The sequence below is a fragment of the Hydrogenophaga sp. ANAO-22 genome (genome assembly GCF_042466645.1).
GTDB lineage: Bacteria > Pseudomonadota > Gammaproteobacteria > Burkholderiales > Burkholderiaceae_C > Hydrogenophaga.
Window position 1 is genome coordinate 4,269,100 of sequence record NZ_CP159956.1, and the last position, 24,156, is coordinate 4,293,255.

The window sequence follows — 24,156 nt, forward strand, 5'->3', positions numbered from 1 at the left end:
GTTGGCCTTGCCGTCCATGGCCCACCGATGAAGCGAGTGGGTTGGCCAGCGATCACCGACAAGAAAATCTGTCCTGGGTCTCTTGACTCCGATGCTTTGTTTGAGATTCTGAAGAGAGGCAGCCGAGTGCGCCTCTGTTCATTAACCAACCAAAGCAATTGACCACCATGAAAATCATTTCCTCCTGCCGCTCGAGCCTGACCACATTGGGCGTCGCAGCTGTGCTGAGCGCATGCAGCGCTGGATCGAACGGTTACCCCTCCTCAGAAGACGTCAAGGCGTGGCACTCCAGGACGGCCAGCAATGGCTACGTCAAGCTGCGCACAGTTGAAATCACGGACCTCGACTGCACAACCCCATCCAGCAAGGAGATGGAGCAACTGACCCGTGCGGCTGCCTTCATGGGCTCAAAGGCTGAAGAGGCGATCAAAGGGGCCGTCAAATGCAGCTACACAGTCAACGTCTCGTTCAGCGGAGTTGACAAGCCGTTTCTCAAGACCGAAGGCTACGAGGTGAATGGTCTCAAGCTCAAGAACCAAGGGTTCATGCGTGTGCCCAAGGGCGACGGCTTCGAGTGGCAGGGCAGTACACGTCGGCTTCCCAAGACGGCGGGGTGACCGGGTGCTTTGATGCAAGAGTCGTCCTCGCTTTCCATCCGCAGCCTCGAAGAGCGGCCGGCATCATGGCCGTGCTACACGTCAGTGATAGTCGTCTTCAAGTTGATCACGCACTACAGTGACGACCGCATCTGAAGCCGTCTAGCGCCAACTCACGCTCAGGTACGAAGTCGAAGAGAAGCTCGAGATCTGCCTCAGCCCCGCGAGTGAATAGAACCCGAAAGCTCACTCCTGGGTTTTCGCGGTACGGTTGCGCGCTTCATCGAGCTTGCGCTGCAACTGGGCTTCCCCCAGTTTCCCGGACGGTTTGCTTAGCCCATTGAGCCTTGCTCAAAGTCGACTGGGCTGAGGAAGTCTAGCTTTGAGTGTTTGCGCACCGGGTTGTAGAAGCGCTCGATGTAATCGAACACATCGGACCTGGCTTCTTCCCTCGTCCGGTAGACCTTGCGGCTGAGCCTCTCGGTCTTCATGGATGAGAAGAAGCTCTCCATCGCGGCGTTGTCCCAGCATTCACCGCGACGGCTCATGCTGCAGGTGATGCCCTGTGCCTTGAGCAGTTGCTGGAAGTCGTCGCTGGTGTACTGGGCGGATTCAACCGGTCGATGCAACACCGGGTTGATCAGCCGATTTTAGGTAGTCATTCAGCGCTTCAGCCGGCGTCTTCCAGCCCAACGTTTTGCGAGGTCTGTTGTTCAAGGTCAGTGCCACGGCTTGAATGTCTTGCTCACTCCACCGAGACAGGTCGGTGCCCTTGGGGAAGTACTGGCGCAGCAACCCGTTTGTGTTCTCGTTCGTACCGCGCTGCCATGGACTGCGAGGATCGGCGAAGAAGACTTTCACCCCCGATTCGATAGTGAACCGTGCATGGTCGGACAGCTCCTTGCCACGATCCCAAGTCAATGACTGCCATAGCTGGGTAGGCAGCTTCGTCACTGTTCTCTTGAGCGCGTTGGCCATGGTCACGGCTCCGTAACCCGCCAGCGCAGGACCATTCTTTGTTCGAGGAGTCAGTCCATAGCCTTCCTCGCGCGGCAGGTGCACGAGCATGGTGAAACGGCTTGACCGTTCCACCAGCGTGCCAATGGCCGACCTGTCCAGGCCGATGATCAGGTCCCCCTCCCAGTGACCAGGGATAGCACGATCTTCTATCTCAGCAGGGCGGCTGGAGATCATCACATCTTCACTGACATGTGCCCACGCTTTGGCCTGGGACCTGGCCCGTGGCGTGCGCAAGGCACGCCCTGTGCGCAGGTAGGTGACCAGCTCGCGCTTGAGGGCGCCTCGACCCTGGATATAGAGCGCCTGGTAGATGGCTTCGTGTGAGATGCGCATGGACGGATCATCCGGGAAGTCGACCTGCAGTCGGTTTGCGATCTGTTCTGGCGACCATCCATTGACCCACTTGCGGTCACCACGATGGGGCTTGTTACGCCCGATAAATGGAGCTTGCCGAGGCCCCGCAATCTCGCGCCCTTGAGCATCACGGATCTTGCCCTCCAAGCGGTCTTGGACATATTGGAGCAGACGCTGGTCCTTCACGAGCTTGGCCGGCTTGGGCCTTCTGGCGACCAACTCGGACTTCCACTGTGCGACCGACGCCCGATATTCGAGCTTCCCACTGCGCGTGGCAGCATTGCGGGCCAATTCTCGTGAGACTGTCGAGGGACTTCTCCCTATGACGCGAGCAATCTCCCTTACCCCAACGTCTTGGGCTCGCAGAAGAGCGATCTCTTCTCGCTCGGCGAATGAAAGATACCGTCCAGATATGGGGTTTGAAAGAAACAATGGCATGCCGCCACGATGACGGAACCAGCGGCCACCAGCCGGCTGGGAGACACCTACGGCCTCCGCGGCCTTCTCGCTCGTGATCCCGGTCGCGATTTGCTTCCAGAATTGCCGCTCGATCTCACGTCGAAGCGAAGGCGCACCCGGACAGCGCATTGCGTCTCTCCCTGTCAATTGCTTCATCCATCCTGCGGGTCGTCCCATAAACACCTCCTGGTTGAAGGTGTTGCGACGACCGGTTGAATCCGCCCTGACTGCCCTGGTCCGAGTGGTGCATCAGCGCGCTGGGTTTGCCGCGCCGCCAAAGAGCCATCAACAAAGCGTCGCTCACCATCTTGGCCTGCATGGTGTCGCTCATCGACCACCCCACGATGCGGCGTGAGTACAGGTCCATCACCGCTGCCGCATACAGCCAGCCCTCGGCCGTCCAGATGTAGGTGAAGTCGGCCACCCACTTCTGGTTCGGACCACTGGCCTGGAAGTCGCGCTGCAGATGGTTGGGCGCGATGTGGTTCTCAAGCCTGCTGCCCGTATCGCCTGGTAGCCTGCGACGCTTGTGGCGGGCTTGCAGCTTGGCCAGATGCATCAGCCGGATGACCCGGTTCATCCCGCAACTCTCGCCCAGCGCTCGAAGGTCGTGCCAGACGCGTGGACTGCCATAGGTGCGGTCGCTGAGCTCGAAGCTCTCTCGGATGAGCCGGGTGAGCCTGGCGTCGTCCTGGCTGCGCTGACTCGGCGCTCTGTCCATCCATTCATAGAAGCCGCTGTGGGAGACCGCCAGAACCCGGCACATGGTGCGGGTGGGCCAGACACTACGATGCCGCGCAATGAAGCCGTACTTCACTGCGGGTCCTTTGCAAAGTAGCCGAGCGCTTTTTTTAGGATGTCGCGCTCCGTGGTCACGCGGCGCAGTTCGCGTTGCAGCCGCTCCACCTCGGTGGCGGCCTCACTGCGAAGCGGCCGGTTTGGTCTGAGGTCCAACACCCCACCGCGCTCCTGGGTAACCCACCGTCTGAGCACGCTGGTCTGGATACCCAGGTCCCGTGCAATGTGCGTCACGGTGGCGCCTGGCTGCTTGCACAGCTTCACTGCTTCACGTTTGAACTCGTCCGTGAAGCTCCTTCGGGTTCTTGTCATACCTATCTCCTGAACACATCATGTCATTGGATGTGTCCGGGAAACTGGGGGAAGCCCAAACTGCTCAATCACGGTATCGGCATTGACATACTCGCCGGTGCGGTGGGCTTCATGTCCTGGCGTTCATGTCGCCGAAAACGACATGAATCCGTACACGTGTCGCAAGTTTCAGAAAAGGAGAACATGTTTCGTTGAAACAACTTCACCAGGTGCCGGGTGGTGCGCTCCGGTTTTGTTGACCTTTTGGACGACATGCCCCCTGAATTTTTGTGTCGTCAGTTTGAGGTCACTGCTGTGCGCTGGCGGGCTACTCGGTGTCTTGCAGCAGATTGCCTTGCCGGCTCAGCGGCGGCCAGGTCCCGGCCATCGCCCGGGTTTCGTACCAGCGGTGCATGGCCGCGTCTTCCACGGCGTATTCCCCTCGGGCCGATTTCCACACCAGCGCCGGCATGCGCTGGCGCAGGGACTCCAGCGCGTTTTGCGCCTGCTGCGGCGTCACCGCCTTGTCGCGCCCGGTCTTCTCGCGGTAGAAGCGCAGCGCTTCGGCGTCATACGGCCTGAACCGAGGGCCTTGCTCCAGCATGCGCCACAGCACCGCCTGCTCCAGCGGCTTCAGGCCCAGGTAATCTGATTCCATCTGGCCTTCATCGTCCTGCTGGCGCTGCGCAGCGGCCTGCAGCATGGCGGGCTCAAAGCGGCCCGTCAGCGCCGCCAGCGGGCTGAGCACCTGGCCCAGCGCTTCCATGAAGAACTGCGGCCTGCTGCCAAAGCCTTCAAATGCCGCCTGCAGCGTTGCCTGGTCCACCGGTGCCAACTCCGGGCGCTGCGCTTCGATCAGCTGCACGATGTGTGCAATGAAGTCTTGCCCCAGTGCCGGCATGGTCTTGATCTGCGAGCCATAGAACGGCGAGCCGTTGGTGTTCACCAGGCGCAGCAGCTTGTCGCGGTCCGAGCCCGACATCACCAGCATCAGGTTCACCACGCCTGGCCGGTTCAATTGGTCGCGGGCCGACTTCAGCGCTGTCATGGCCGCCTCGCCTGCCTCGCTGGTCAACGCGTGCTGGGCTTCGTCAATCACCAGCGCTACTTGTTTGTTTGCGGTTTCGTGCAAGGCGCGCAAGGCGTCCACCAACGTCAGTCCGTCCAGCTTGCCGATGCGGCTGGTGTCTACGTCTAGCCAGCCGGCCAGGCTCACTTTGTTCAGCCCGGCCTTCTTGGCGGTGCGTGCGACCATACCCAGATGGGGTTGCAGGGCGCGGCCAATGGCATCGGCAATCAACACCCCGGGGTCGCGCGTGGCATCGGCCCAGAGGTCCACGTACACCACCACCACACCCGCTTTCTCGAGCGCCGGACACAGGTCTCCACGCAAGAAGGTGGTTTTTCCGGTGCGCCGGGGCGCGGCCAGAAACAGGCCGTTCTGGGCGTCGCCAAAGGCGGTCTTGCCCTGGAGTTGGTGCACCAGTTCGTCGGCCAGGGCGGTGCGGGGGTAAGCGATCATGTTTATCCCGTTTTATTCTGATATGGATAATTTATCCATATCAGAATAAAAGTCAATAAAAGTCAATAAAAGTCAATAAAAGAGCGACAGTACGTCAAACCAGCCAAATGCAGCCGGTCGGCAAGGCCGCGGTCATAGCCTGCCCAAAATGGCGCGTCCTGCTCAGTTTGGCTTTGATTGCGGCAGTCCCGGTGCCCAGGTCGGATAGGGTGGGGTCAGTACCGTGCAGCTGATAGCGATCTCAAGGGGGCATCGCAGGGTGGCTCTGGGGGGAGTGCTCCATGGAGCCATACCTGCATGCCGTGTTCCCCTTGCGGCGGGCGTGCACCTCTTCAGGCGCGGAGCACGCAATCATGCGAACGGAGTAGGCCTGCGCGATCTTCGCGATGGCTTGGGTGCTGCGGCCGGTGATGAGGTCGCAGGTGTTGAAAACACCGATTATCGAAACTGGGCCCCCCAAAACCTCCTAGAGCGGAAATCCTGCTTCTTTCGCAAAGAAGCGCGCCATTCCTGTGTACTGCCGATCAGATCGGCACATTCTTTCGACTTGGAGTTTGGCCATAATCTTCGCTTCTCGTGTTCCCTCTTGCCACTGACCTGCCCGGTTTCTTCGGACCAATAATTTCCAGGAAGATGGCTCCCAACCCGCGAGGAGCCCATGAGAAAGAGTCGATTCAACGAAGAGCAGATGGTCACTGTGCTGCGCGAGGCAGACAAGACCAGCGTGGCCGAGGCGGCCAAGAAGCACAAAGTCAGCGAGCCCACGATCTACGCCTGGCGCAAACACTTCGGCCAGATGGAAGCCGCCGATGTCAAACGCTTGAAGGCCCTGGAGGTCGAGAACGGCAGGCTCAAGAAGCTGTTGGCCGAGCGTGATCTGGACATCGAAGTTCTCAAGGAGATCAACGCAAAAAAGTGGTGAGCCCGCAGGCCCGACGCGAACAGGTCACGCTCGCTTGCGAGCGGGGCCTGTCAGAGCGGCGGGCCTGTGGGCTCATCGGCCTGGCCCGCTCCAGCCTGAGCTACACGCTGCGTCTGCCGGCCAAAGACGCCCCTGTCATTGCTGCGATGAAGTCGCTGTCTGCCCAGTACCCGCGCTACGGTTACCGGCGCATCCGCATTTTCCTGCGCCGCCAGGGCCTGGAGCTGAGCTGGTCGCGCACGCACCGCATCTGGCGACAGGCCGGTCTGCTGTTGCCCAAGAAGCGCCCACGAAGACGCATCGCCAGCAACAGGCCCAGGGCCTACACACCCTTCAAGGCCAACGCCGTGTGGGCGTACGACTTCGTCTTTGACACCACCGCCGAAGGCCAGCAGATCAAGTGCCTGACTGTCATCGACGAATACACGCGCGAGTGCCTGGCAATCGACGTGGCCGGCTCCATCCGCTCACACCGCGTGGTGGAGGTGCTCACGCGGCTGGTCAGCATCCACGGCGCTCCGCTGTTCATGCGGTCAGACAATGGCCCAGAATTCGTTAGCCATGCCATCCTGGAGTGGATCTCACAGGCCGGCATTGCAACCGCGCTGAGCGACCCTGGCAAGCCTTGGCAGAACGGCGCCGATGAGAGTTTCAACGGCAAGCTGCGTGACGAGTGTCTGTCGCTGGAGTGGTTCAGGTCCCGCAAGGAGGCCGCTGTGGTCATTGAGGCCTGGCGGCACCACTACAACACGGTGCGCCCCCATAGCAGCCTGAACTACCTCACGCCCCACGAATTCAAGCAGCACAATCCATCCATTCAAACCATTCCCAACCGGGCCGTCTTACAGGAATGAATGGCTCGAAAAAACCGAGCAGGTCACCACACGTACAGCGCGAATTGAAGCTCGTTGTAGACAACGAACCTGCTCCGAGTGAGGGTCTCGCGGTTCAGGCCGAGATACTCGACCGCAGCATTGACCGCCCGCTTGGCGCGGGGCTTTGCATTATTGGGGGCAACCAAGTGAACTTCTTGATTTACTTCCGACACTGCCCAAGCAAAAAGCTTCTCCGGATCCTCCAGGTACGGGTTGGGCAGGTCTGAGTCCTCATTGAACCACTTCTTCAGCAGCTCGCTGTCCGTGACAGTAGCGGGATCAGGGCAGATGCGCGCAATCAACCTCTTGAGAGCAGCGTCTGTTGGAAGTGCCTTGGGAAGCTTGGGTGCTTTCAGCATCCTGACTTTTACTGGAAACTTATCGCTCTTGTAGGTCTGGTTACACAGCTGACAAGAGAAGTTGTAGTTGTCGACACAAAGGGCGAGCCACCAGTAGATTGACTTCGGCCTGAAATGCTCCACATCGCCGTGTGCGACCTTCTCGGTATCCGATTCGCAGTAGGCGCACTTGCCGAAGCTCTCGGCTTTGAGCACCTTCTTGGTCTTAGACCAATCCCCAAGAGAACCCTTGAACTCAAGAGCATCACCGTCCCGGATGCGGGCTTCCACCAAGTTAACGAGTTTGGTGAATAGTTTTTCTCCGGTGAAGTCCGGGTGAATCTTGTCCCTGGTACGCGTGAGCTTAATCATAAGATCTCACCTCATCTCAAGGCGCTGCGCGCTTGGTTGCAGACTTGACTACAGCCTTTGTGGCCAAGGTTTTCTTGGTAGTTGACTCTGTCGATCGCGGCTTCGCTTTACTTGCTGGTGCAGGCGCGCGCATCGGTGTCGCGCGCAGCCTGGGTTGCGCCGCGTGGCTTGCAGGCAGGAGGTGCCTGAGGGTTCTCTGCACCGCCATGACAGAGGCAAGCGCTGGCACTTCTGCGGAGGGCAGGGGGGTCGTGCCTTTGAGCTCCTGTGCAATTTCGTCAAGACGCTTGATGTCTGATGACGACCGCTTGCTTCGAGAGAGCTCAATGGTGCGCGCCTCTTGTCGCAAGGCCGCAACCTTTGGCGAGTCTAGCGTCTCCAAGCCGATCAGCGGCGAGAGGAAAAGTTCGGACAGTCGCAGTTTGCTCGGGTCACCTTGGAACTCGATGAGAGTGGGCGGACTTGCCCCTTCGCGCTTGATGACGAAGAGCTCACCCTCTCCACATTGCTGGATCGACAAAGGTGAATGAGTGGTTGCGATTATCTGGAGATTCGGGAAAGCTCGGTTGAGGAAGTCGACGAAGCTTCTTTCCCAGACAGGGTGCAGATGCAAGTCCATCTCATCAATGATGAGCACACCGCGAGAGTGCAATGGCGATTTCCAGTCACTGAAGGTCTCAGTCATTCGATACAAGATGTCGCCCGCCCAGGCCGCCATCGCTTGATAACCTTCAGAAAGATTGCGTAGCCTGACCTCTCCATCCTGCGTGTTCATCCAGATGGCGAACTCTTTCTTGTCGATGCGGCTGAAGGACATTCCGGGCAGAAGTGAGCCCAACGCTTCCGCAATTACCTTACGGCCCTCTTTTCCCTCTCGGTAGTCGAGTTCGAACGCCCATTGTTCGACGCTCATCAGTTCTGAGGCAGCCGAGAAAAGCGTGCCAATGTTGTCGGCCCGACTGATGCGCGCACGCCGCCCGGATTTTGATGAACTTAACGGATCGGGAGGTCGCCTGAACGCCCCGTATCCAGCGACGAAGTAGTTGCGGTCCGCCTTGTCGATTGCTGCATCCAGCAAAGCCAAACCCTTTTGATTGCGGCGTATGACGGAGTCGCGGCGATCACCGCGATGTATCTCAAGCAGGAGGTTCCGTGTCTCTCCCTGGGCAGTCGTAATCTCCGCTCGAACTCGTGCGATCTTGGCGCCGTTGCGAACCCAGGCGTCCGGGTCCTCAAGCAGCTCTGCCAAAGCGTCAGATCCAGCGAGAACCAAGCCGATCGCCTTGAGGACTGTGGACTTACCGCAGCCGTTCTCACCGAGTAGAACAGTCCAGCGACGCGTTTGCGTCGTCGTGCCGAAGTCGAGCGTGAGCTCTCGAATGGCGCGCAGATTCTCAATTTCTATTCGTCTCAGGTACATGGCGGCTCCAAAATGGAAAGAGACCTTGAGGTCGAGCTACTTTGATTCGTGTGGGCGCCCAAGCAGACTTGAACGGTAAAGGCGTCGTAAGTCGTCTTGTGCGCGCGTAGGTCATAGGCATCGGCTGGTTGTTTCATTTAGTCTTCAATGGAACCGAGAAATCCGGCTGCATCATCGAAAAGGCCCGGGCTCACATTGGACTGGAGAATGTCGCGGTGTGGAAAGAAGCCTGGCCGTCCCAACCCCGGCACGCCCGAAAACTCAATTGGCTTCAATACCTCGGCTGTTGCATTGGCCACCTCTTCGTTCTCCAAGACGATGATTTGGCCGATGCCCGACCAGTTCGAAAGCCAGGCGTAGAACTTGTCGGTCACCCTCTCCAGAGGAACATCTGTGCTTTCTTGAAAACTTGGGTCCGCGTAAGCTTTTAGTGGCGAGTCAATAACGACCACGCCTAAGTGGGGATGGCCTTCCTGCAGTGCATGCTCCATCAGCGCGATGACGAGTGAAGACAAGTAGAGCGCTCTGCGGCCGGCGCCGTAGCTGAGGCGAGGGCGATCATTTATGACAAGGTCGCACTCCTCTGCGTCAAGCGCGATGTTCTCAATGTCCGCGAAGCCCCACGACTCAAGAAGTGCCTTGGAGCGATCTGCAACTGCGCGTCCGTGCGTTCCTCCGTCTCGGTTGACGACCAGCCTTTTTCGCACACTCGACGCCTTGAGCCTGGCGATTTCAGCGGTCACTCGCTCCACCTCATCGAAGATCGCCAACTGAGCTGTGAGATCGCTCCGACGGAAAGCCAGTGTCTTCGGGTCAGCATCGAATTCGATTCGCGAGCCTTCAATCGCGAGGGCCTCTTGTCTCTGAAGGCCGTTCAGGAGCTGGGCCACACGCTCTGCTTCAACCCTCAGAGTGTCATACCTTTGCGTTTCGCGAAGCAAGGCCGAAAGCAAGCCAGAGCGCAAGCTGCGAATCTTGTCGGCCTCTGCGGCTATCGCCACTCGGTATTTGGCCGGCGCGGCTGGCGTGAGATCTTGCGGGTCCACCTGTATTTCCGTCGGCGTTCCGCAAAGAGGACACGGCACGCTTGGCAACTCCTGGAAGAAAGCTACGCCCTCGTTCGTGGCCCCCAATCTCGCCAAGTCATTTGAGTACTTCTGCTCCAGCAGCTCGAAGCGAGCGACCATCGACTTGGCATGGTTGCGTGCGTTGGCAATGCGCGTCAAGACGTCGGAGGTGTCCGCGATGTCTCGCCTCATCTGCTTTAGCAGCGTGGAGCGGGCCTCGTACTGAGTCGTCATTGCCGCAAGCGTTCGGTCTACCCGTTCAAGTGCATCCGTGACATCCTCACGCTTTACGTCATCGGGCAAGCCCGCCTTTGTTCGCTCCAGCGCAGCTTCAGCGGAGGTCAATTGCCCCTTGATGCGGTCGACCTCAGCCTTGGTTTTATTGACTTGTATCGCGGCGTCGTCAGTGCCACTCAAAAAGAGATTGAACGATGAGATGCGCTTGGTAGTCGCGTATCCCTGTCCACTTGTTGGGTCCTCACCAGGAATTTCTGTTTGGGACCAAAGGGACCAATGACGTAAGTCGTCTCCAGTGACGGGACCGCGGTCACTTTGGTTGCGCAGAATCTGTTTTCCTGCGGCCTTGGAGAGCTTGACGAGAAGATCTCCGAGATCGTCTTCAAGCGGTTCGAAAGCGGATGCATCAGGATTGTTGAGGGGCCGGTGGTAGATGGCCTCGCCTCCTCCAGAGAGCCCTCTGCGAACCTCATACTGGTTTCCATCGGCAGCAAGTCGAAGTTGCAGCTCTTGATAGCCTTCCGCCAAGGGGATGCCTTTGGGTGGTTTTTCCCCACCCAACATGTACCAGAGGCAGTCGCGGATGTAGGACTTGCCCGTTTCGCTCGGGCCTCGGATGACCTGTCGCTTAGCGTCGAAAGGAATTTCGGCATCCTCGCGGTCGACGCCAACAGCTTTGAGAGTGGTCAGGATGATGGCCATGTTTCCTCAATCGCGAACGACGGCCTCTAGCTCGGCGCCCCAAAGATGGCCGCTCGCGGCAAACTCAGTGGTGAGTTCCTGAGACTCTGAATGTGAAAAACGCTCTGCCACCCAGAAGCAGCGGCTCTCGAGATCTCGCAAGTAGCGAGAGGTGAGCGTGGTCGTCAGGGTTCGCGCAACGTCACCAGCAAAATAGGTGATGCCTTGCTCGCTCCAGGTCGCTGTCACGAGCCCCCGCGTGCTCATCAGATAAAGGCCTTGTTCGATGAGCTCGCGTCGACTAAGCAGCTCTGCGCCTCGGAAGGGTACCGGAGTGTGCAAACTGCTTGGCCCATTGAGATCTGCCGAGTAAACCACTGCGTAGTCGAGAAGCACGAGTTTTTGAAGGTCCGCTCCGCGTGGAGATAGCGCTTGCAGCAGATAGACCATTCGTAGGCCGAGTTCGAATGGCGAGTTAAAGGCTGCAGGGGCCTTGCGCTTTACTTGACCCACGATAGCTGCCCTCTGTTAACAAGGTGATGGCACGTGCCAGGCAGATCGCCCGGCCTGAGTTTTGATGCGAGTACGCTGTCGTCAACTCTGAGCTTTGAGACTTCGCTGGTCCCCTTGTCTAGACGCTCCAGGCCAGTCCTCAGCGAGGGACTGTTCACCAGTGGCCTGATGCCTTTGCGCACCATCGCGAGCAGGTCATCAAACTCTTCCTCGCCATAGAGGTCGCGGCTGAAAATCTTCAGGCCCTCAGCGCAGTAGAAAAGAGTCCTTTGGTCTTGAAAATGTTCTTGGTACCTGCCAGGTGCCATCACATCGTCAGACGTCAATAGTTGCCCACATTGTTCGCCATAGGCCTTGAGCAGTTGCTCCACGTACACATGCTCATCAGGACTGAGAGACGCAGGTGCATCAGGGTCATTTTGGCGCTGTGCTTCCATACCGAACAACTCGTGGTGCGCACTGCGGTCTAGCGCGTGCCATTCGATGAGGTCGCGCGTTTGACACTCTCGGATCTTTGCGAAATCGAACTCCTTAATCAATTTCGCAAGTGGTGCTGTCAGCTCAGCCGATCGGCCCTTGAATCCAGTCTTTCCTTGCCTCCAATCGCTCAAAAAGCGCCGCTTGAACTCGGAGGGGTTGTTGATCATGTTGCCAAGATCATTGCCGACACCTTTGGGCGCACAGAATAGGTAGTAGCGAGGGCGAGGGTACGTCGTGGCTTCCAGTTGCTGGAAGAACTTGGCTAACTCAGGGAAGGCGTTGGTTGGTGTCAACCCAGTCGCGTAATGCTTTGCTTGGTAGAGGTCCCATCGGTCTTGAGTGAGCGTGGTGTCAAGTCGCGCTTCAACATCTCGTCCACCATCACCCGCGCCACCCAAGCGCTTGACAAAGGCATAGCGAACCAAGCCCTCCAGCGGGCGCAGTCGGCATGCCGCCTCAATAAACTCTTCCCACTGCGCAGGTGAAAAGTGAATAACCTGAGAAGACGGTGGAATCACCCCGCCTTTCACCCCAAATTGGTTCTTGCGCGCGCGGCGACCTTCGGCTTTTGATGCCATTTTTGCAGGCGTCCTCGATGAAAGAGTGACTTCGCGCCCAGCCCTCCCCAGGCACAGCTACTGTGGATAAGTGTAACAAAGCAGCGGAGGTTGGTGGCACCATTTGCGCCGCTGCTCGCAGCGTATCGCGGTTCGCGCAGACTCGCGCCAAGGTGGCAACAGGGCGCTGAACAATCTTTACGCCAGGCTCCCTCAGTTCGCTGAGCGCAGGCTGCACAGACACCCTAGCGGCACCGCTCCGTGGTGCTAGCCGGTATCCTAGCGCGAGGAATGGAATATTCAGCTTGACCGAACGCTATGAAGATGCGCGGCGAGCATTCAAAGATGGAGGGTAACTTGGCCACAACGCAGAGAATCCGAGTGATGTTGTCCAGCCGCTGCCTGGTGAACTTCTCTCCAGATCAGCAAGTGACCCTAACGGAGGTCCGCCGCGCTCTGAAAAAGGACATCGAAAGACAGAAGCTCTTCGGCTCCACCCCGTTTGAGGTCTGGATAAACGAGGATGCAGAAGCGCTTGATCACTCGGCAGACAGCTGGGACGCATGTCTGAAGCAAGTGCGAGATTGTGACATCCTCATCGTTTTGTACAACGGCGATGCTGGGTGGGCGAAGACGGGCGAGGACATCGGCATTTGCCATGCAGAGTACGCCGAGGGAGTCAAGTACTCTCCCGGCAAGGTCAGAGTGTTGGCTCTGCCCAAGAGCGCATCGACCAGAGACAAAGGCCAAGATGGCAGAAACGCGCGTTTTGCTGCGTTTGTTGAAGCGGCCTCCCCCTTTCGTGGCGGCGAAATTCACACGATTTCAGACCTCTCCGCTGCCGTTCAGAGGACGATCTTCGACGCCGTTCTCGCACAAACCAAGCGAGGCGCAGAGGGCTCCAAAGTCGGTCGCTTCGACCTCGGCGCGTCCCTGGAATGGAGTCGCATGGACTTTGCTGGGCGAAAGAATGCCATGGAGGCCGAGGTTCATGCGTCCCTGACGGGGCGAGCAGGATACAAGCCCAAGAAGGGCGCGCTGTGCGTATCTATCGCTGGCACCCCAGTGCTGATCAAAGTCCATGCCGTACCGGCTGCGATGAATGTCGCGGCGGCAAGGGAGTTGGTGGGGCGTCCCCATTTGAACGACCATCGCCTGGCACCCGAACTGGGTTCAGGTGGGGGGCCGTTGCATGTCATTGCCTGTCACCGATCGGTGACCGAAACCCAGGCAACGAACCTACTCGGTTTCCCGGATGCGACGGTTGTGAGCAGCCCGTTTGGCATTTACTTGGCTGACAATGTACAGAAGATGCAGTTCGTCTTCCTGGCCAACTGCAGGGACTCAGTCCAGACGAGGATGGCTACCCAGCGATTTTTCGAATGGCTTGAGCAGGCCGGAGAGGCAGAACTACTGGCAGCGAGGGCCAAGGCGCGTGCGAGGATCGTAAGCGCGATTGCCAAAGAGCAGTCTTTTTCCGTCTGAAAGTTCAAAGTAGCTTTGTAGGGGAGGGTCAACATGACCAAGCTGTATCTGGGACCAGTGTTGTCCTTTCGCGGAACCAGTGTCGAGGGTGACTGGGCAGTGACTGCCCTCGTCGGCGTCGATAGCAAGGCAAAAACTCCCGTACTGACCCTCGACGGTACGCAGGTCAAGCCGCCCGTCGTGCTCCTTGAGCATGCGGGAAAGAAATACCTCCGTTATGACTTGTCGTGCAAGCAGAAGAAGGAAGAACGCCGAGTTGAGTACAAGGTCAAGGGCGTTGCCCAGGCATGGTCGTTTACGGTGCCCGGGAAAGGCTACGCGCCGCGCATGGCCTACGTTTCGTGCAATGGATACGCTGAGCCCAGTGCACTGCGCAAGCTCATCAAATCTGAGACTGCCGTTTGGGAGGACCTCCTGTGCAACCATGACAAATCTGTTCGTCCTGCCGGCTACATGCTGGACAAGGAACAGCTTTGGCATGAAGCGAGCACCCAGGACAAAGGTAATCAGCGATTCCATTTGTTGCTCATGGGCGGCGACCAGATCTACTTTGACTCTATCTGGGAGGACTTGAAGCAGCTCAAAGGTTGGATAGGTCTGCATCGCGAAAAGCAACTGGACTACGCAGTGAGCGATGAGCTCGACAAGGCCATTGAGGACTATTACTTCAATCTGTACAGCGCTCGCTGGTTGCCTGTGGAGCGCCAAGCTTGGGGTGCCGAGGATGGGTCCCTGGACGCCTCGCTCGCCATGGCCAGCATGCCTACGGTCATGATGTGGGATGACCACGATATCTTTGATGGTTGGGGCTCGTACAGTCCCCAGATGCAACGCAGCCCGCTGTTCCAGAGACTGTTCTTTCATGCTCGTAGGGCATTCTGGGTGTTCCAGATGCAGCACGCGATCGAGATGCTTCCAGAGCTCAAGCTGCGCACTGACGTACAGGTACGCACGGACGATCCTCTCTTTGAGCGAATCGATTGGGCAAAGGCGCTAAAGGCGGACAAGCTCAAGTTGCCGCTACTTCAGAACCAGCCTGGGTTCAGCTTCAAGCACGCGTTGGGGCCGCTTTTTTTGCTGGTTGCTGATCTACGAACAGAGCGATCTCATGAACAAGTCCTTGGTCCCCACACCTGGGACGCCTTGCACGCTTGCCTGAAGGAGGTACTTCCAAACGACCGCAAGCACCCTGGATACGGGTGTCAACACCTCTTGTTCATGTCTTCGGTGCCTGTTGTTCACCCCAAGCTGTCGTTGGCAGAAGCGTACATGGACAACTTCGGGTCAGAGCATGTGCTCGATAGCAGCGCAGACGATCTGAAGGACCACTGGACCAATGACGACCACGAAGGCGAGCGCCGGCGTTTAATCGAAACTTTGCTTGATACGGCCAAGAAGAAGCAGCTGCGGGTTTCGATAGTTTCTGGCGATGTACACGTCGCGGCTTGGGGCACTGCTTACAAAGCAGACGTCGGCCAGCGGGAGAACTGGGCGCACATTCAGCAATTCACCTCCACAGCCGTCGTACATCCTTCGCTGGTCTCTGTTTCTGAGCGACTGTTTTTCTATGTGTTGAACACGGTCGCACGGATGAAGCAGTCTTTGGATATCAACTTGCACGCAGAGATGATGTTGTTCCCCGGTTCGAATCGGTACGTGCAAGCTTCCAGGAACTGGTTGGCCCTGGAACTGGACCTCGGCACGGGTAACTCAAGCGGAGCGAAGCTTTGGGCTACGTGGCGTTGCGAGACGAAGGAGAGCTTCACCAACCACTTGCTGGCCACTGAGCCTGTGCGCGTGGAGGTCTAACGAGATGGCGAGTCATCGGCATTGAGCATGTACGTTGTTCTTGAGAATGACCCACAGATGTGACTCTCACGGTCACTGATGTCGCCGTCAATAGAAGCTATAGAAGGCCGTGTTCCGTGTTGTTCTCATGAACGAAGTTCTGGAAATCCAGCTGGAGAAACCTGAGTGCCGCGATGGGCAGTTCCCTCACATGGCCTTGATCTCTCGATTGGACTTGGGGTCCTTGTAGCCTGGTGCCAATTGGGCATTGCTCGCACCATACAGCGACAGCGGGTCTCGAAGCCACAGCGCGTATTCCGGCCCGCGCAGGCGATGGTCCGGAGAGCAGTCCACGCTCCAGCGTCTGAGCATGTAGCCCGCATTGGCAGCTCTGACTCGAACCTTCAGCGCTTCCCCTGGTGCGAGGCCATAGTCCATGCGGACGACTTCAGGTCTGGTGTGGTCAGGGTGAGGAACAAGCTCCAGTTCAATGATGCGGCTCCATTGAACGTCGGCTTCTGCTGTCTCCTCGCGCTTCACTAGGCTGTCTTCGAGAAGTACAGGGTTCTCCATTCGAGTTGGGACGAAGTCTCGAAACTCCCCTCGAAGTCGGTCGAAGGCTCGTATATGCCACCGATTTCCAATGTCCACGAGCGCCAGAGGAACCAGTTCGCGCTGAGTCTGGCCACTCTCCACTGAGGTGTAGCCGGTTCGTACGGCTTTGCCGCGATTTATCGCTCTGGCCAGGGGCGCCAGCACCGACATTTTTGGCAGGCTCAGTGTGATGGGAATCTCGCAGCGGACCATCGCTTCGAATTGTTCCCCATGCCCCTCTCCGAAACCCTGGGAGAGGGCGGTCAAGACCCTTGCCGGCGAGTGATCCAACAACGGCACGAACTCCGGCGAGGGCCGATAGACCTTGTCCGAGTTATCAAGAGTGAGGTTTTCGGGCGCGATTTTTCGATACAGCGCGATGTCTCGTGTAGCTGCGGCCGGGCCCTTTCCGAACCTATCTGTGACATCAGCACGGCGTAGCTCACCCAAAAAATAGAGCTTGAAGTCGATGTGCGACAGCCTTTCGAGCTGTGTTCGCGTCACCGCGGCCAGCGCCGAAGCGCGGCTTTGCGTTGTTGCTTCATCCATGTGTGAATGATATCGATTCTTGGTAGACGGAATATTCCATTTGCGTACTTGATGTCATCAAAATGATGATGTAATATTTGCAGAACGCTTTGCCGATATGTCCCTACCATGTAAAAATAAACAGTACTTTTCGCTCCTTCATGAACCTCCTATTCGTCGGCCTGGGACTGCTCGCAGCAGTTGTGGCTGTGCTCTACACCAAAGACAAGGACTCGAGAATGGCTACGCTTCAACAGCAGTTTGACGAATTTCATACTCGCATCAAGCTCGACCAGGACGATGAGCGCGCAAAGCTCCGAGATAAGCGTGACACACTGATCCGTGCCTTGGCCAACAAGCTGGACGGTGACGTGCCCGCGTTTGAGAAGTTCGACCAGGGGAGCTATGCGATGCACACTGGAGTCTTGCCGCCCGACAAGAACTACGACATCGACGTGGGCATCGTTTTCGATTGCACTCGTGACAAATATGCGGACCTGGTGGAGCTCAAGAAGAAGGTGTGCAAGGCTCTAAACACGCACGGACGTAGTGTGGTCATCCGCAGACCGTGCGTGACTGTGAACTACATGCGCGGCAACGAAGTGGATTACCACGTGGACCTCGCCATCTACGTGAAGCGTGACGACGGTCTCCTGGACCTAGCCAAGGGCAAGCTCAACTCCAGTACTGAAAAGCGCGTATGGGAGCCCTCAGACCCCAGGAAGCTCACCGACATCATCTGCACCGCGTTCTCCGACGCCGACGACCTTGCTCAGTATCGCCGTTGCATCCGGTACTTCAAGCGCTGGCGCAACGTCCAGTTTGCCAACGGAGGTGCGCCGTTGAGCATCGCATTGACGGTCGCTGCGAAGAATTTGTTTGCTACGCGCTTTTCGACTTCTGGTCGGCCTGTTGACCTCCTGGCGATGATTGACTGGGTAGACGCGCTGCTCGGCCAGTTCCAGCAACTCTACACCGACGAGGGGTGGCATCGCCGCCTGGTGGTCACGTTGCCGGTGACCCCGTACTGCGACCTGATGGAATGGATGTCAAAGGGGCAGATGGAAACGTTCGAGACCAAGCTCAAGTCGCTTCGCCAGGCCCTCGTTGACGCTGAAGCCGAAGAGCTTCCAGAAGAGGCTTGCAAGAAGCTCAGGCAGCAGTTCGGTGACGACTTCCCCGTACCTGAGAAAGCAGCAACCGCGAAAGCTGTGTCGGCCGCCGTCATCAGCACTGGGCACTCGGCTTGAGCGGACCTGCGCGCCCCTCGGCTGAGCTTCTGCAGGAGTATTTCGAGCTGCTTCAAGCACGGTGTCTAGAGCGCGGGATAGCGACGGAGCGTCTAGAGGAAAGCTTCGGTGGTTGGCTCCATGTGCGATTTTTGGGGGAAAAGCGCGCTTGGGACCTGAGCGTCAATTGCGCTGAATCGGGTCTTCGCTTGCCTGGCGTGCTACTCGACCAACCACGCGGCTTGTTGCCCCACGTAGGCTACTTAGGGGGCGTATGCATCGACGACGGTGAAGGAATGTCGCTGGACTGGGAGCGGCACAGCGAGGTCGTTGCTTACACCTTTCTTGAAGCGTTCTCGCAGCTTGAGAAGTGGACGGCCGATGAGAGCATTCAGAAGAGTGAGTTCTTCAACGAGCTCGAGGCCTACTGGAACGGCCTGCCAGGTGCGCTCAGAGGGCGTTCGGCTTTTGAGGTGGATGAGGTAGACCGACTCATCACCGCTCACGTCAAAGATGAGGTCAAAAAGGCCGATGGAACCGGCGAGCGCAAGAAGGTTCAGCGCTGGTGCTTCACTGAGCGCGGAGCGGAAATTCCGAAGGTGTTCTTCGTGGATTCTGCGCAGACCAAGCGAGGCTTGTACCTTCACTTGCCGGAGGTGCCGAGCCCTCCCGAATTCCCCAATGTACTCACGGCTGATTTCTTGGAGGGGGTGCGAGCGCGGCTTTCGGTTTCGCAGCTTGCGCTCTGGACCGAGTTTCTCAGCACGTCCAAAAGTACCTCAAAGCAGCTTGTTCTCTTCATCTCCACACCTCGAGCCGCTGGCGGTCGGTCGCTGATAGGCGTGGTCTTCAGTGCCAAGGATCATCAGGTCCAGTCCGACCAGCCCGTGACGCCTATCACTGTGCGCCGGCAAACTGCAGCGTATATGCGCGAACGTGGTGGGGCCAGTTTGGACCTACTCGGCAAACATGTGGCAGTTGTGGGATGCGGAGCAGTGGGCTCTTTTGTGGCGGACACGTTGGCGTCCGCCGGCGTGGGGCGGCTCACTCTCGTCGACTTCGACGTGTTCTCCGAGGACAACGTGTTCCGTCACGTGCTCGATGAGCGCTATGTTGGCTTCGACAAGGTCTGGGGCCTGAAAATCCGCTTGGAGCAGCAGTACCCGGGTTTGAAGGTGGACTGCGCTGTCAAGCACGCCCAGGACTGGCTTTGCCAAGACGTCATGGCAGACTTGGATGGTGTTGTTCTGGCTATCGGATCGCCGACTCTTGAGCGCCTCCTTTCCAGGCGCTTCAAGATGGTCCAACGGCAGTTGCCCGTCGTATTCACGTGGCTCGAGGCAATGGACCTAGGCGGGCATTCCGTGCTTACGTCGACACGAGGTGAGGGATGCCTGGAGTGCCTGTATCGTGACGAAGAAGGGGCTCAGTCGTTGCTGCCCCGTACGGCGTTTCTCGAACAGAATCAGCGCGTGACACGCAACCTCACAGGATGCGCCAGCGTTTTCGTGCCTTACGGCGCCCTGCAGGCGCGTCGCACCGGATTGATGGCGGCAGACCAGTTGCTAGGGGCAATCACGCACGGCACCGACGCACCCGCGTACCAATTCTGGGTAGGTACCGGGACGGCGGCACAAGCCCAAGGGCTCAAGACCACGAACTGGTGGCGTCGAGCTCCGAGCGTCTCACAATCAGAAGCCACCGCCAGCGTGTTCGGTCGAGCGTGTAAACACTGCCGAGGTCACGTGTGAACCTCGTCTACCGCGTCACACCACGTAGGCGCCTGGTATTCACCGAGCATGCGGTGAAGCAAATGCGCGCTTTCGCTCAGCATGGCAGGTTTGACGCTGAGGCCGGAGGAGTCTTGCTTGGCCGACACCTACTTGAGTCCCGTGATGTCGTTGTCGACGAGGTGACGACGCCGCAGGGCGCTGACAGGCGAGGGCGGGTGAGCTTCTTTCGCTCTAAGGCTCACGAGAAGCTGGTTCGGGCCCTGTGGGAGGCTGGTGGTAATACCACTGCCTATTTAGGACTGTGGCACACACACCCCGAGGATGACCCGACACCGAGCGGCGTGGACCGAAGGGACTGGGAAAAGGCGGTGTCTGTTGACACCTTCGAGGGAGATCGCTTGTTCTTCCCCATCATTGGCACCGAGAAGATGCGGGTGTGGACGCTGAGCCGTCGGGGCACATTTAAGGAATTGCAAGAGGAGCGACGGAATGGCTAGGACGCAGGCGCGAGCTCGCATTTCATTGGATGTCCGACGAGACCTTTGGGTCGCTGCGGGAGGGCGCTGTGAATTCAAGGGATGCTGCAAACCGTTGAATCGAGACATCTTGACCAAGAAGGTGTACTTCATCGGCGAGCATGCCCACATCATCGGAGATAGTCCCGATGCAGCACGGGGCGTTGCAGGAGAGTCTGAACGATTGGCGACAGACCCCAGCAACATCATGCTGCTGTGCTACGACTGCCACAAGCGCGTTGACCATAAAGGGAAAGCCAACCCCTACTCGGCCGACCATCTCAGGGCGATGAAGCGGGAGCACGAGTCCCGAATCGAAAAAATCTACTCGGCTACTGGAGCCAAAGAAAGCTTGCCCGTTCTGATGGCTTTCCCGGTGGGGAGTCACGTCCCCATCATCGACATCGCACAGATTCGCCATGCTCTGGTGGAGAACTCGCAATACACGCGCTTCCCTGGTGACCAGTACATACACATAGACCGTGCGGACTTCGACTTCCAGGACAGCTCTGACGACTTCTGGCCGCAGGCCGAGGCGTCGCTCAGAAAGTACTATGACACACGGATTCACCCTGAGATTGTCAAAAGCGGGGCCTTGCCACATCTGACGATTGCTGGCTTTGCGCCGATCCCTATGCTCATGAAGCTGGGTGCCTTGATTGGCGACAAGACGGAGGCTTCTGTGCTGGACCTTCCCGGCGAGCGTTGGCTTTGGGACATGCGCGCTGACTGTCCCGCGCCGCAGTTCACGTTCAAGGTGCCCGAGAACCTCCCTCGCGAGGTCGCGGCAGTGATCAATATTTCGGGCACGGCGATACACCCAGCGGGCATTCAAGTTGTCGAGTTTCGAGCGATTGCGCCGAACCGCGGAATCATCCGCCAAGACCAGCATCTGCAAGATTTTCGCCGGCAGTTCAACGCGTTTCTTGGCGAGCTCGTACGCGCAGGCGTGAAGGTGTTGCACCTTCATCCCGCCACGCCATTGAGTGCAAGTATTGAGATCGGGCGCTCGCTATTGCCCAAGGTCCTTGAAGAAGTACACGTGTGGGATTGGCAGGCGCCGACTTGGAGGCCAACACTACGCCTGAAATGACATGGCGGCTTGTACATGACCACACATGTAAGAATCTTCGAATGGACTTTGCCTCTTAGTCTGTGACTGCGCGAACGAAACAGTGCGAACGTCCGCCATTGCTGAGAACGCCCTTTTTGCGGGTTCTGTGGAAGGTCGCTCGTTGCTCTTGACGTATCGAAAACGCATGTTATCGATACAGGGACCCCCAGATTTTTCTGCACCGTGCAGGGAAGGGGAGACACCCACCGTCAATGCACGCTCACGAACAGTAAGCGCGCGGCCATCCCACCCTTGAAGGGATCGGTCTAAGCGGCAACGATGGTGTCCACCAAGCGAAATAGGTGGACACCATGAATGAAGCCAAGAAGAAGACTCGCCGGCGGTACGACGCCGAGCTCAAGCAGCAGATCCTTGCCGAGTGCGCCAAGCCAGGCGCTTCGGTGGCCAGCATTGCCCTGTCGCACGGCATCAACGCCAATGTCGTGCACAAGTGGCGCCGCGAAGCGGGTGGCGCGCTGCCTGCACTCCAGGCTCCCGCATTCGTTCCAGTGCCGCTGCCGCCAGCGGCATGTTCACCAAGGCCTGCACTTGCACCAGACATCCGCGTCGAGCTGCGCCGTGGCGCCACCAGCGTCTCGGTGACCTGGCCCTTGGATGCGGCCGATCAGTGCGCCGTGTGGATGCGAGAGCTGATCAAGTGATCCGGGTTGATGCGCTGTGGCTTGCCACCGAGCCGCTGGACATGCGAGCAGGCACCGAGACGGCGCTGGCCCGCGTGGTGTCGGTCTTCGGCGCAGCGCGCCCGCACCACGCCTACCTGTTCGCCAATCGGCGCGCCAACCGCATGAAGGTGCTGGTGCACGACGGCATCGGTGTGTGGCTGGCAGCGCGTCGCCTGAACAGCGGCAAGTTCGTCTGGCCGCGTGATGCGGCCAGCACCGCCTCGCTTAGCCGCGCCCAGTTCGATGCGCTGGTGCTGGGCCTGCCCTGGCAGCGCCTGGCTGACGGCGGTGTCATCACCGTGGTCTGACTCTGAAGCGCTGACCGGCGCTTGCCAATTGGGGCATGCGCCAATGGTGCGCACATTCCAGTGCTGGCACAGTGGATGCCCATGGTGGTCGAGCCTCAATCCCTGCAGAGCCTGAGCGCAGAAGAGCTGCGTGAGCTGACCACGCGCCTCATGACGCAGCTGCGCCACCAGAGCGCGTTGCTGGACAAACTCACGCACGAGAACGCGCTCTTGAAGCGCATGAAATTCGCCGCCCAGTCCGAACGCTTCAACCCCGAGCAGAAGAGCCTGCTCGAAGACGAGATCGAGGCCGATCTGGCGGCCGTGGCCACGGAGATCGATGCGCTGCAGGAAGCGCAGGCACCCGCCAAGGTTGAAGAGAAGAAGGTTCCCAAGCGCGCGCCGCTGCCAGCCAACCTGCCGCGGCGCGAGATCCGCCACGAGCCCGACTCGACCACCTGTGCCTGCGGTTGCCAGATGAAGCGCGTGGGCGAGGACGTGGCCGAGAAGCTGGACTATGTGCCTGGCGTCTTCAGCGTCGAGCGCCACATCCGTGGCAAGTGGGCTTGTGCGAAGTGCGAGACGCTCACCCAAGTCCCCGTCGATCCGCACATCATCGACAAGGGCATCCCCACCACCGGGCTGCTGGCGCAGGTGCTGGTGGCCAAGTACGCGGATCACCTTCCGCTGTACCGCCAGGAAGCGATCTTTGGTCGAGCTGGTCTCGCGATCCCGCGTTCCACGCTCGCTCAGTGGGTGGGCGCCTGTGGCGTGCAGTTGCAGCCACTGGTGGATGCCATGAGAAACGAGCTGCTGCAGCACCGCGTGCTGCATGCCGATGAGACGCCGGTGTCCATGCTCAAGCCGGGCAACGGAAAGACGCACCGGGCCTACCTCTGGGCCTATGCCACGGGTGCCTTCGAGAACACCAAGGTGGTCGTCTACGACTTCTGCGAATCACGCTCGGGCGAACACGCCCGGCGCTTCCTGGGTGACTGGAGAGGCAGCCTCACCTGTGACGACTTCAGCGGCTACAAGGCCTTGATCGCCAGTGGGGTGACCGAGGTCGGCTGCCTGGCGCACGCGCGGCGCAAGTTCTTCGATCTGCACGCGGCCAATCAAAGCCAGATCGCCGAGTTCGCGCTGCAGCAGTTCGCGCGGGTCTACGAGATCGAGCGCGAGGTCAAGGCGCTCAGTGCCGAGCAGCGCCAAGCCATCCGGCAACTACAAACGAAGCCGCTGCTCGATGCCTTGCACCAGTGGATGCTGCTGCAACGTCAGAAGGTGCCTGAGGGAACAGCTAGCGCCAAGGCGCTGGACTACAGTTTGCGGCGCTGGGAGGCACTGACCCGGTTCGCGGATGACGGGCAACTGCCCGTGGACAACAACTGGATCGAGAACCAGATCCGGCCCATTGCCATTGGCCGTAACAACTGGCTCTTCGCTGGCAGCCTGCGCGCTGGCCAGCGGGCGGCAGCCGTCATGAGCCTGATCCAGTCAGCGCGAATGAATGGCCACGACCCGTATGCCTACCTGCGCGATGTGATGGCACGCCTGCCTATGCAGCGCGCCAGCCAGATCGGCGAGCTGCTGCCACATCGCTGGCAGCCAGCCTGACAAAGCAATCTCAAAAACACGACCGCGCCATGCGGTCAAGATGGGATGGCCGCGCGCTTACCACGAACACACCTCAGATCC

At 58.8% G+C, this 24,156-nt stretch carries 21 protein-coding genes and 1 pseudogene; 11 read left to right on the plus strand and 11 right to left on the minus strand.

Features of this window, described 5'->3' with window-relative positions; genetic code table 11:
- The first annotated feature begins 167 nt into the window (after positions 1-167).
- On the plus strand, positions 168-617 hold the full coding sequence (locus ABSY19_RS20615) for a hypothetical protein (protein ID WP_382155532.1): 450 nt from the start codon (positions 168-170) through the stop codon (positions 615-617).
- 311 nt (positions 618-928) lie between these two features.
- On the opposite strand, the pseudogene ABSY19_RS20620 reads toward ABSY19_RS20615, so the two are convergent.
- The 5 genes and pseudogenes from ABSY19_RS20620 to ABSY19_RS20640 all read right to left on the minus strand — a co-directional run.
- Positions 929-1,204: pseudogene (locus tag ABSY19_RS20620) on the minus strand (IS3 family transposase); the annotation flags it as partial.
- Between the two features lie 4 nt (positions 1,205-1,208).
- Entirely contained in the window at positions 1,209-2,585 is a 1,377-nt protein-coding gene (locus ABSY19_RS20625; RefSeq protein ID WP_382155535.1) for an IS30 family transposase, read from the minus strand.
- Positions 2,524-3,246, minus strand: coding sequence for an IS3 family transposase (locus tag ABSY19_RS20630; RefSeq protein ID WP_382155538.1), 723 nt, complete (start codon positions 3,244-3,246; stop codon positions 2,524-2,526). Before ABSY19_RS20630 ends, ABSY19_RS20625 begins: the two co-directional genes overlap by 62 nt.
- Entirely contained in the window at positions 3,243-3,539 is a 297-nt protein-coding gene (locus tag ABSY19_RS20635) for a transposase (protein WP_066273726.1), read from the minus strand. The genes ABSY19_RS20630 and ABSY19_RS20635 overlap by 4 nt, the downstream gene beginning before the upstream one ends.
- 307 nt (positions 3,540-3,846) lie before the next feature.
- Complete coding sequence (locus ABSY19_RS20640) at positions 3,847-5,040, minus strand: ATP-binding protein (RefSeq protein ID WP_291087692.1); 1,194 nt, start codon at positions 5,038-5,040, stop codon at positions 3,847-3,849.
- A 658-nt stretch (positions 5,041-5,698) separates the two neighbouring features.
- Between ABSY19_RS20640 and ABSY19_RS20645 the strand changes: the two genes are divergently transcribed.
- Positions 5,699-6,816 (plus strand): IS3 family transposase gene (locus tag ABSY19_RS20645; protein WP_382155541.1). Its coding sequence is split into 2 segments (ribosomal slippage): positions 5,699-5,948 and positions 5,948-6,816, totalling 1,119 coding nucleotides; the frame shifts between segments, so codons are not numbered across the junction.
- A 23-nt stretch (positions 6,817-6,839) separates the two neighbouring features.
- Here ABSY19_RS20645 and ABSY19_RS20650 read toward each other — a convergent pair.
- The 5 genes from ABSY19_RS20650 to ABSY19_RS20670 form a co-directional block, all read right to left on the minus strand.
- Positions 6,840-7,547 (minus strand): hypothetical protein, encoded by a 708-nt coding sequence (locus ABSY19_RS20650; RefSeq protein WP_382155544.1) that lies wholly within the window; start codon positions 7,545-7,547, stop codon positions 6,840-6,842.
- Between the two features lie 16 nt (positions 7,548-7,563).
- On the minus strand, positions 7,564-8,967 hold the full coding sequence (locus ABSY19_RS20655) for an AAA family ATPase (RefSeq protein ID WP_382155546.1): 1,404 nt from the start codon (positions 8,965-8,967) through the stop codon (positions 7,564-7,566).
- A gap of 137 nt (positions 8,968-9,104) precedes the next feature.
- Complete coding sequence (locus ABSY19_RS20660; RefSeq protein WP_382155549.1) at positions 9,105-10,973, minus strand: hypothetical protein; 1,869 nt, start codon at positions 10,971-10,973, stop codon at positions 9,105-9,107.
- Positions 10,974-10,979: 6 nt separating this feature from the next.
- On the minus strand, positions 10,980-11,402 hold the full coding sequence (locus ABSY19_RS20665; protein WP_382155552.1) for an ABC-three component system middle component 2: 423 nt from the start codon (positions 11,400-11,402) through the stop codon (positions 10,980-10,982).
- A 50-nt stretch (positions 11,403-11,452) separates the two neighbouring features.
- A complete protein-coding gene (locus ABSY19_RS20670; RefSeq protein WP_382155555.1) occupies positions 11,453-12,523 on the minus strand; it encodes an ABC-three component system protein in 1,071 nt (356 codons plus the stop codon).
- 363 nt (positions 12,524-12,886) lie between these two features.
- Here ABSY19_RS20670 and ABSY19_RS20675 point away from each other — a divergent pair, with 363 nt between their 5' ends.
- On the plus strand, positions 12,887-13,987 hold the full coding sequence (locus tag ABSY19_RS20675; protein WP_382155558.1) for a DUF4062 domain-containing protein: 1,101 nt from the start codon (positions 12,887-12,889) through the stop codon (positions 13,985-13,987).
- Between the two features lie 33 nt (positions 13,988-14,020).
- Complete coding sequence (locus ABSY19_RS20680) at positions 14,021-15,796, plus strand: alkaline phosphatase family protein (protein WP_382155561.1); 1,776 nt, start codon at positions 14,021-14,023, stop codon at positions 15,794-15,796.
- Between the two features lie 186 nt (positions 15,797-15,982).
- Here ABSY19_RS20680 and ABSY19_RS20685 read toward each other — a convergent pair whose 3' ends face one another.
- Complete coding sequence (locus ABSY19_RS20685) at positions 15,983-16,918, minus strand: helix-turn-helix transcriptional regulator (protein ID WP_382155564.1); 936 nt, start codon at positions 16,916-16,918, stop codon at positions 15,983-15,985.
- A gap of 140 nt (positions 16,919-17,058) precedes the next feature.
- Here ABSY19_RS20685 and ABSY19_RS20690 point away from each other — a divergent pair, with 140 nt between their 5' ends.
- From ABSY19_RS20690 to ABSY19_RS20720, 7 genes are all read left to right on the plus strand, one after another.
- Positions 17,059-18,147: a nucleotidyltransferase gene (locus tag ABSY19_RS20690; protein WP_382155567.1), complete on the plus strand. Its 1,089-nt coding sequence runs from the start codon at positions 17,059-17,061 to the stop codon at positions 18,145-18,147.
- A 275-nt stretch (positions 18,148-18,422) separates the two neighbouring features.
- Complete coding sequence (locus ABSY19_RS20695; protein WP_382155570.1) at positions 18,423-19,877, plus strand: ThiF family adenylyltransferase; 1,455 nt, start codon at positions 18,423-18,425, stop codon at positions 19,875-19,877.
- Positions 19,874-20,356, plus strand: coding sequence for a Mov34/MPN/PAD-1 family protein (locus ABSY19_RS20700; RefSeq protein WP_382155573.1), 483 nt, complete (start codon positions 19,874-19,876; stop codon positions 20,354-20,356). The genes ABSY19_RS20695 and ABSY19_RS20700 overlap by 4 nt, the downstream gene beginning before the upstream one ends.
- Before the next feature lie 109 nt (positions 20,357-20,465).
- Positions 20,466-21,467 carry an SAVED domain-containing protein gene (locus ABSY19_RS20705; protein ID WP_382155576.1) on the plus strand — a complete coding sequence of 334 codons (1,002 nt, stop codon included), beginning with the start codon at positions 20,466-20,468 and terminating at the stop codon, positions 21,465-21,467.
- A gap of 332 nt (positions 21,468-21,799) precedes the next feature.
- Positions 21,800-22,150 carry a transposase gene (locus ABSY19_RS20710; RefSeq protein ID WP_382155579.1) on the plus strand — a complete coding sequence of 117 codons (351 nt, stop codon included), beginning with the start codon at positions 21,800-21,802 and terminating at the stop codon, positions 22,148-22,150.
- Complete coding sequence (gene tnpB / locus ABSY19_RS20715; RefSeq protein ID WP_382155582.1) at positions 22,147-22,479, plus strand: IS66 family insertion sequence element accessory protein TnpB; 333 nt, start codon at positions 22,147-22,149, stop codon at positions 22,477-22,479. Before ABSY19_RS20710 ends, tnpB begins: the two co-directional genes overlap by 4 nt.
- A gap of 81 nt (positions 22,480-22,560) precedes the next feature.
- Positions 22,561-24,075 carry an IS66 family transposase gene (locus tag ABSY19_RS20720; RefSeq protein WP_382163701.1) on the plus strand — a complete coding sequence of 505 codons (1,515 nt, stop codon included), beginning with the start codon at positions 22,561-22,563 and terminating at the stop codon, positions 24,073-24,075.
- Positions 24,076-24,156: the final 81 nt, after the last annotated feature.